The sequence below is a fragment of the Streptomyces sp. NPDC053426 genome (assembly GCF_055585405.1).
The window spans coordinates 281248-290079 of record NZ_JBVJKE010000013.1 but is presented as its reverse complement, the minus strand read 5'-3'; the positions used below and the strand labels follow the sequence as shown (position 1 = coordinate 290079).

At 71.9% G+C, this 8832-nt stretch carries 7 protein-coding genes; 4 read left to right on the top strand and 3 right to left on the bottom strand.

What is annotated here, in order from left to right; genetic code table 11:
• The 3 genes from ACZ62B_RS26590 to ptsP all read left to right on the top strand — a co-directional run.
• The coding region (locus ACZ62B_RS26590) for a hypothetical protein (protein ID WP_469692300.1) at positions 1-187 on the top strand (187 nt) is incomplete at its 5' end.
• 259 nt (positions 188-446) lie between these two features.
• Positions 447-896 (top strand): PTS sugar transporter subunit IIA, encoded by a 450-nt coding sequence (locus ACZ62B_RS26585; RefSeq protein WP_030867976.1) that lies wholly within the window; start codon positions 447-449, stop codon positions 894-896.
• 77 nt (positions 897-973) lie between these two features.
• Positions 974-2644 carry a phosphoenolpyruvate--protein phosphotransferase gene (gene ptsP / locus ACZ62B_RS26580; RefSeq protein ID WP_469692298.1) on the top strand — a complete coding sequence of 557 codons (1671 nt, stop codon included), beginning with the start codon at positions 974-976 and terminating at the stop codon, positions 2642-2644.
• A gap of 78 nt (positions 2645-2722) precedes the next feature.
• Here the strand turns inward: ptsP and ACZ62B_RS26575 are convergent, their stop codons facing one another.
• Both ACZ62B_RS26575 and ACZ62B_RS26570 read right to left on the bottom strand, forming a co-directional pair.
• Positions 2723-3610 carry a hypothetical protein gene (locus tag ACZ62B_RS26575; protein WP_344560713.1) on the bottom strand — a complete coding sequence of 296 codons (888 nt, stop codon included), beginning with the start codon at positions 3608-3610 and terminating at the stop codon, positions 2723-2725.
• 99 nt (positions 3611-3709) lie between these two features.
• Positions 3710-5677: an acetoacetate--CoA ligase gene (locus ACZ62B_RS26570; RefSeq protein WP_469692296.1), complete on the bottom strand. Its 1968-nt coding sequence runs from the start codon at positions 5675-5677 to the stop codon at positions 3710-3712.
• Positions 5678-5889: 212 nt separating this feature from the next.
• On the opposite strand from ACZ62B_RS26570, the gene ACZ62B_RS26565 reads away from it, so the two are divergent.
• Positions 5890-8268 (top strand): glycoside hydrolase family 31 protein, encoded by a 2379-nt coding sequence (locus ACZ62B_RS26565; protein WP_469692294.1) that lies wholly within the window; start codon positions 5890-5892, stop codon positions 8266-8268.
• On the opposite strand, the gene ACZ62B_RS26560 is transcribed toward ACZ62B_RS26565, so the two are convergent.
• On the bottom strand, positions 8259-8795 hold the full coding sequence (locus ACZ62B_RS26560; protein WP_468727654.1) for an NUDIX domain-containing protein: 537 nt from the start codon (positions 8793-8795) through the stop codon (positions 8259-8261). The two genes, ACZ62B_RS26565 and ACZ62B_RS26560, sit on opposite strands and share 10 nt — an antisense overlap.
• Positions 8796-8832: the final 37 nt, after the last annotated feature.

The following is an 8832-nucleotide window of genomic DNA, read 5'->3' as shown; positions in this document are numbered from 1 at the left end:
GGTATCAACATATCTGGCGTTGACTTTTGGCACGCTGTTGAGTTCTCAAGGAACGGACGCTTCCTTCGTACTCACCCTCGCGGGCTTTCCTCCGGAGCGCTTCCCTTCGGTGTTTCCAACTCTACCAGTGTTTTTCCGGCCCTCTGACCACCGTCCTGCAGGCATGCAGAAGATGATCCAAAGTTAGGATCTGACGAGTTGGATTGCTGTCGAGTCAGGGGCGTCTGTTCGCGCCGCTCATCCCCGAGCAGGAGTACGACTCTACACGGGGTCGCGGACCACGTGCAAATCGATTAGAGTGGTGGTCTAGACCTCTCGTCTAGACCACTGATCCGGACCTGTCCCCCGGAACCGGTACGTCATATGACATACGCTGCTGAACAGCGCGCCGGAGGCAGGCAGTGACGGCGGCGTACGTACAGATCTCCACGCCTGGGAGGCTTCCCATGACCACCGTGACGTCCCCGCTCGCAGGACGGGCCATCGGACTGGCGTCCGTGCCCGACCCGGTCTTCTCCGGGGCCATGGTCGGCCCGGGGACGGCGATCGACCCCGCGCGGGAGCCCTCCGAGGCCGTCTCCCCTGTCGACGGTGTGATCGTCTCCCTGCACCCGCACGCGTTCGTCGTCGTCGACGAGAACGGACACGGCGTGCTCACCCACCTCGGCATCGACACCGTGCAGCTCAACGGTGAGGGTTTCGAGCTGCTCGTCAACAAGGGCGACACCGTGACGCGCGGACAGAGCATCGTGCGCTGGAACCCGGCCGCCGTCGAGGCCGCCGGCAAGTCCCCGGTGTGCCCGGTCGTCGCCCTGGAGGCCACGGCGGACGCTCTCTCCGAGCTTCGCGACGACGGTGATGTGAAGGCCGGCGACACCCTCTTCCTCTGGAAGTGACGCGGCGCCGTCCCGCGACGGCCACCAGGACAACCAACGCGGCGGCGGAGCCCGCCGCTCTACCGGAGACGGGTGAGATGGAGACAACGCTGCGAGGCGTCGGTGTCAGCCACGGTGTGGCGATCGGCGAGGTACGGCACATGGGTACGGCGGTGCTCGAGCCGCCGGCCAAGCAGATCCCGGCGGAGGAGGCGGAGCGCGAGCAAGGGCGCGCCCGCAAGGCCGTGGAGGCGGTCGCGGCCGATCTGACGGCGCGCGGCAACCTCGCCGGGGGCGAGGCCCAGGCGGTTCTCGAGGCGCAGGCCATGATGGCTCAGGACCCCGAGCTGATGGCCGACGTGGAGCGACGCATCGCCGTCGGCAGCACCGCTGAGCGTGCGGTGTACGACGCGTTCGCCGCGTACCGCGAGCTGCTCGCGAACGCCGGTGAGTACCTGGCGGGCCGTGTGGCCGACCTCGACGACGTGCGGAACCGTATCGTCGCGCGGCTGCTCGGAGTGCCGATGCCGGGTGTGCCGGACAGCGACGAGCCGTACGTCCTCGTGGCCCGCGACCTGGCGCCGGCGGACACGGCGCTGCTCGACCCGACGCTGGTGCTCGGCTTCGTGACCGAGGAGGGCGGCCCGACCAGCCACAGCGCGATCCTGGCCCGCGCTCTCGGTGTCCCGGCCGTGGTCGCCCTGCCGGGTGCCGGTGAACTCGCCGAGGGCACGCTGATAGCGGTCGACGGCAGCACCGGCGAGATCTTCGTGAACCCGAGCGACGAGAAGAAGGCCCGGCTCGAGGCGGCGGCGGCCGAGCGCAAGGCGGCGCTGGCGGCGTCGACCGGGCCCGGTGCGACCGCCGACGGTCACAAGGTGCCGCTGCTGGCCAACATCGGTGGCCCGGCGGATGTGCCGGCCGCCGTCGAGGCGGGCGCCGAGGGTGTCGGTCTCTTCCGTACCGAGTTCCTGTTCCTGGACGACGACAAGAAGGCTCCCTCCGAGGAGAAGCAGGTCGCGGCCTACCGTCAGGTGCTCGAGGCGTTCCCCGAGGGCCGTGTCGTGGTGCGGGTGCTGGACGCGGGCGCGGACAAGCCGCTGGACTTCCTGACTCCGGCGGACGAGCCGAACCCGGCGCTGGGCGTGCGTGGTCTGCGGACGCTGCTCGACCACCCCGAGGTGCTGCGTACGCAGCTGACGGCGCTGGCCAAGGCTGCCGAGGGGCTGCCCGTCTACCTCGAGGTCATGGCCCCGATGGTGGCGGACCGGGCCGATGCCAAGGCTTTCGCGGACGCCTGCCGGGAGGCGGGGCTGCGGGCGAAGTTCGGTGCGATGGTCGAGATTCCGTCGGCCGCGCTGCGGGCGCGCTCGGTGCTGCAGGAGGTGGAGTTCCTGTCGCTGGGCACGAACGACCTCGCGCAGTACACGTTCGCCGCGGACCGTCAGGTGGGTGCGGTCTCCCGGCTGCAGGATCCCTGGCAGCCCGCGCTGCTCGACCTGGTGGCGCTGTCCGCCGAGGCGGCGAAGGCCGAGGGCAAGAGCTGTGGTGTCTGCGGTGAGGCAGCTTCCGACCCGCTGCTCGCGTGTGTGCTGACCGGTCTGGGTGTCACCTCTCTCTCCATGGGTGCGGCGTCCATTCCGTACGTACGGGCGTCGCTGGCGAAGTTCACGCTGGCGCAGTGTGAGCGGGCCGCGGCGGCTGCCCGGGCGGCGGACAGTGCCGCGGACGCCCGTGCCGCCGCTCAGGCGGTGCTGTCGGGCGAGTAGCCGGACCGGGCCGGTCGGCGATGGTGTCCCCGAGGGGCGCCCCACCTCCAGGTGGGGCGCCCCTCGGGCGTTTCCGGCTCAGTGGTGGTGGGCCGGGCTCGGTCCCTCGCCGAGGTCGGGCGGCTCGCAGTAGTCGACGTTGGACTCCGGGGAGATGAGGTCTCCGGACTCGGCGTCGGTGCAGTAGGCGTCGAAGACCTCGCCGGCGGTGAGAGGTTCGAGGTCGTGGGCGCGCAGGCGCCAGCCGTGGATGCGGTCGGGGCTGCCGGGTTCGCTGGTCCGCATGACCAGTCCGCCGGGGCTCCCGGTGGCGAGGCCGACGGCCAGGACGGTGGTGAATTCGAGGGCTTCGGACTCGTCGAGTTCCATGCGGCCGGCGATGTCGTCGGCGTGCAGGACTGCGGTGAGTGTTTCGGGGGGTCCGGAGACGCTGCACACGAGGTGCCGCTCGCCGGGCGGGGCCGTGTCGAGGATGCGGACGAGGAGGTGCGAGGCGCGGATGAAGGCGGCGCGGCCCAGGTCCTCGCCGCACGAGGCGCAGGTGCCGAGGCGGGCGAGGAGCGTGGTCGCGTACTCCCAGGTGGCGTGGCGCACGGCCTCGCCGACGAGGGTGGGCAGGAGGTCGGCCAGTGGGCGGCCGTCGTAGGGGACCGTGGGGCCGGTGGACGCGAGTGCGGCCGTGAACCGTGTGCGGCTGGTGTGGCTGTCGGGGTCGAGGCCCGTTTCCGCGCAGTACTCGGCGTAGTCCTCGGGGTCGAAGAGGGCCACCGTGGTGTGGCTGCCCTGCAGCGCGCGCGTCCTGAGGACGGCTTCCATGTGTTTGAGGTAGGTGGTGTGGTCGTCGAAGACGAAGCTGTCGTAGCGCCGCATGGCGCGGAAGTCGTGCTCGTCGGCCAGCAGGCCGATGGTGCCCGCGACTTCGCGGCGCAGGACGCGTCGCAAGATCCGGTGGTCGGTGTAGGCCATGTCTCCCCCTGTGCACGGTCGATCAATGCTCACTCACAGTAATCGGCGGCACTGACAACGGCGTGGGCCGAGGGGGAGCCGGTCTCGTTCCCGGGACGGTCAGGCGCGCTTGCGGGCGAGTTCCTCGTAGAAGGCGAGCAGGCCGAGGTTGTCGATGGAGCCCGGGTTGACCGCCTTCTCCAGCGGGGTGCCCTGGAGGAGTCGCTTGACCGGGACCTCGATGCGTTTGCCGGTGAGGGTGTGCGGGACGCCGGGTACCTCGATGATCTCGTCGGGGACGTGGCGCGGTGACAGTTGTTCGCGGATGGTCTTCTTGATGCGGCCGCGCAGGTCGTCGTCGAGGGTGGCGCCTGGTGCCAGGTGGACGAACAGGGGCATCCAGTAGCCGCCGTCGGGCTGTTCGACGCCGATGACGAGGGATTCCCTGATCTCGGGGAGGCGTTCCACGGCTTCGTAGATGTCGGCGGAGCCCATGCGGACGCCCTGGCGGTTGAGCGTGGAGTCGGAGCGGCCGTGGATGACGACGGAGCCGCGGGAGGTGATGGTGATCCAGTCGCCGTGCCGCCAGACGCCGGGGTAGGTGTCGAAGTAGCTGTCGTGGTAGCGGGTGCCGTCGGGGTCGTTCCAGAAGCGGATCGGCATGGAGGGCATCGGGTTGGTGACCACGAGTTCGCCGACCTCGTCGGTCAGGGGCTTGCCGCTGGGGTCCCAGGACTGCAGGTCCGTGCCCAGGCCGGGGGCCTGGAGCTCGCCGATGTGGACGGGGAGGGTCGGTACGGCTCCGGCGAAGCAGGAGCAGACGTCCGTGCCGCCGCTGACGGAGGCGATCCACAGGTCGTCGCGGACCTCGTCGTGCAGCCAGCGGAAGCCGTCGGGGGGAAGGGGGGAGCCGGTGGTCGCGACGCACTTCACCGCGGAGAGGTCGAAGTCGCGCGAGGGGTGCACACCGGCCTTGCGGCAGGCCATGACGTAGGCGGCGGAGGTGCCGTAGAGGGTGGCGCCGGTGCGTTCGGCGATGCGCCACTGGGCGCCCGTGTCCGGGAAGCCGGGGCTGCCGTCGTACAGGACGATCGTCGTTCCGGTCAGGAGGCCGGAGACGAGGAAGTTCCACATCATCCAGCCGGTGGAGGTGTACCAGAAGAAGCGGTCCTCGGGGCCCAGGTCGCAGTGGAGTCCGAGCTGCTTGAGGTGTTCGACGAGGATGCCGCCCTGGGACTGGACGATCGCCTTGGGCAGTCCGGTGGTGCCGGAGGAGTAGAGCACCCACAGCGGGTGGTCGAAGGGCACCTGCTCGAAGACCGGTTCGGTGTCCGCGGCGGTGAGGGTGGACCAGTCCAGGGCCCCGTCGGGGGCCTCGGTGCCGAGCAGGGGGATGTGCACGACGGCGCGCAGGGTGGGCAGTTCGCGGCGGAGTTCGGCGACGGTGTCGCGGCGGTCGTGTTCCTTGCCGCCGTAGCGGTAGCCGTCGACGGTGAACAGGACGACGGGTTCGACCTGCTGGAAGCGGTCGAGGACGCTGCGGGCGCCGAAGTCGGGTGCGCAGGAGGTCCACACGCCGCCCACGGCAGCGGTGGCGAGGAGGGCGACGACGGCCTGCGGGATGTTCGGGAGGTAGCCGCTGACGCGGTCTCCGGGGCGTACGCCGAGGGAGCGCAGCTCGGCCGCCAGGGAGCCGACCTGGCGGCGCAGCTCGGCCCAGGTGACGGGGCGGGGGTCATGGGTCTCGTCGACGTACAGGAGCGCGGCTTCGTCCGCGCGGGAGGCGGTGGCGCGCAGCGCGTGCTCGGCGTAGTTCAGCGTGGCTCCGGGGAACCACTGGGCGCCGGGCATCGAGCGGTCGCCCAGCACGCGCGCGCAGGGGGTCGAGAAGCGGACGTCGAACCACTCGGTGACCGCTTTCCAGAAGGTGTCCAGCTCGTCCACGGACCAGCGGTGGAGTGCCGCGTAGCCGCCATCGGCGGGAGCGCCGTGGTGTTCGGCGGCCCACGTCTGGAACGTGGTGATCCGTGCCTGGGCGATCTGGTCCCTGCTCGGTTCCCAGAGCGGCTGGGGGTTCACGGTCGACATGGGGCGGCTCCCGGACTGTGCGCGTCGTGTGCGTCCTCCGCGCACGGGCTGGGTGTGCGCGTGACGCGGCTGACAGGGACGATGCCATGTGATCGACTTCCGCACCAGGGCGTCCCCCACATAGTCCGTGTCGTGAAGATGTGCTCCGATCACGGGTGAACGGCAGTTGAACGACACGCATGAGGGGCGCGGTCAATGGCAGGGTGAGCAGCATGGACGGTCGTGACCTGGTGCGTTCGGTGAAATCGGTCGGTTCGTTGGGGGCGGCTCAGGGGTTGCGTACCGTACGGGCAGCGTGGCGCAGGCGGCGGGCCGACGCCACCGGGCTGCCGCCGCGGGGGCCGGTGCGGGCGCGGGTGCCCGGGACCGTGCGGGAGGTGGAGCCGGGGCTCGGTGGCGGGCTGGTCAGGTTCGGCCGCTCGGAGCTGCGGATCTTCGTGGCGGTGAACGGGGCGGTCTTCTGGGGCTGGGACGGGGCTGCTCCGGAGCCGTCGTACGCGCTGGCCGGCCGCTGTCCCGATCCGGATCCGCGGGCCGCGCTGGAGCCGGACAAGGACGGTGGCTGGCGGGTGGTGGCCGAGCGGGTGACGGTGGTGGTCTCGCGGCACGGCGCGGTGGAGGTGCTCACCCCGGGGGGTGTGATGCTGCGGCGCGATCTGCCGCCGCGGTGGTGGGAGCCGGTGGGAGGTGGTGCCGCGCGCTGGATGCAGCGGTCCGAGGTGCCGGCCGACGCGCGTTTCTTCGGGCTCGGGGGGCGTGCGTCGGGTCCCCGGCTGCGGGACGGCACGTACAGGTTGTGGAACTCCGCGCCCGGTCGTGCCGTCGGCCCCGGCGACGATCCGCTGTCCGTCACGATGCCGGTGCAGATGGTGGTGGCCGACGCGGGCACGCATCTGGTGTTCCACGACAACGCGTGGGACGGCGCCGTGACGCTGCGGGAGGGCGAGGAGGGTGCCGGTTCGGGGCACGACCGGGCCGGGACGAGTGAGCTGCGCGTGGACGGCGGTCCGCTGCGCTGCTGGGTGATGGTGGGTGCTCCCGCGCGGGTGCTGCTCGCCTGGGCCTCGCTCACCGGTGCGCCGGCGCTGCCGCCCGCGTGGGCGCTCGGTCACCATCACGCGCGGGGGTCTTCCGGCGGCGAGGAGGAGGTGCGGCGGACCGCCGCGGGGTACCGGGAGCACGGGCTGCCGCTCGACGCCGTGCACCTCGGCGTCGATCACTTCGATGCCCGTCGGGTGTTCACCGTGGACCAGGAGCGGTTCCCCAAGCTGCCGGTTCTCGCGGACGAGCTGCGGCGCGAGGGGATCAGGCTGGTGTCGGTCGTCGGCCCGGCGGTCGGCGCGGCGCCCGGCACCCCCGTGTACGACGAGGGGGTGGAGCGGGACGCGTTCGTGCGGGACGCCTCCGGGGAGGTCGTGGAAGGCGTCGGGTGGGCCGGGGAGGTGGTCTTTCCGGACTTCACGCACGCGCGCGTGCGCGCGTGGTGGGGCGGCTTGTACACGGAGCGGCTGACGCAGGGGTTCGCGGGCTTCTGGCACAGCATGGACGAGCCGACGTCCTTCGCGGCCTTCGGCGAGCCGACGCTGCCGCGGTCGGCGCGTCACGCGCTGGACGGGCGCGGAGGCGACCATCGTGAGGCGCACAACGTGTACGGGCTGTGCATGGCCCGGGCGGCGTACGAGGGACTGCGGGAGCGGGCGCCCTCCGAGCGGCCGTTGGTGCTCTCGCGTTCCGGGTGGGCCGGTATGCAGCGTCACGGCGGGGTGTGGTCGGGCGGGGTGACGACGGGGTGGCCCGGGTTGCGGGCGGCGTTGTCGCTGGTGCTGGGGCTGGGCCTGTGCGGTGTTCCCCACACGGGCCCGGACGTCGGCGGCTTCGACGGGGAGGCGTCGCCCGAGCTGTATCTGCGCGGGCTCCAGTTGGGGGCCTATCTTCCGTTCTTCCGCACCCGTGCCGGTGCGCGGGCGGGCCGGGGTGAGCCGTGGGAGTTCGGCGCGGACGTTCTCGGGCACGCGCGCGTGGCGCTCGTCGAACGCCGGCGGCTGCTGCCGTACTTCATGACGCTGGCGCATCTGGCCCGGCGTACCGGAGCGCCGTACGTGCGGCCGTTGTGGTGGTCGGCGCCCGAGGAACGCGCGTTGCGCGACTGCGAGGACGCCTTTCTGCTCGGTGACTGTCTGCTGGTGGCGCCGGTGCTCGCGCCGGGGGTGGGGCGGCGGGCGGTCCCGCTGCCGCGCGGGCGGTGGTACGACACGGCGACGGAGCGGGCGTACGACGGGCCGGCCCGGGTGTGGGTCGACGCGCCGCTGGGGCGGATACCGGTGTTCGCGCGCGGGGGCGCCGTTCTTCCGGTGCTGGGGGAGGACGGTGGTACGGAGCTGGAGGTGTGGGCGCCGGCCCGGGGGCGGACCGGGGGCGGGCTGGTGGTGCCGGATGCCGGCGAGGGGTGGGAGGAGCCGGAGATCGAGCGTTACACGGTGCGGTGGTCGGGTCCGCGGGTCGTCGTCGAGCGGGAGGGCGAGGACGGCGGGATCGAGCCGTCCTGCCCGGTGCGCGTCCGCGGGGTGGGCACCGGCGGGGGTCAGATGTAGCGGCCCTCGAACCAGGCCCGTGCGGCCAGAGTGTGCAGGGGGAAGGCGAGTTCCTCGGGACGGCGCAGCAGGTGGCGGTCCTCGGTCTCGTCGGTGACGGTGAAGGGCGGCAGGTCTTCCGCGGGGCGCTCCGGGAGGAGTCCGAACAGCAGCAGGTGTCCGTCGGGCGAGCTCATGGCGTCGGCGAGCCTTACGTCGCGGCTCGCCGCGCCGATGCCGGTCTCTTCCTCGAGTTCACGGACGACGGCCTGGCGCCAGTCCTCCCGGTCGTCGATGTAGCCGCCGGGCAGGGCCGTACGCCCGCGCGCGGGTGCGATGGTGCGGGTGATGACGACGAGGCCGGTGCCCTGTGCGTCGTACACGGGCTGGAGGGCGACCGCGACCGGCAGCGGGTTGCGGTAGGCGACGGTGCCGCAGGACGGGCAGGTGCGGGGCCAGCCGGAGACGCCCTCTCCGAAGGCCGTGCCGCAGCTCGAACAGTGGGAGTCGGGCGCGGAGTTGGCGGCCGTGGCGTGAGTTTCGGACACGCGCGGACTGTATCCGATCACGGTGAGGGCGTCTTTG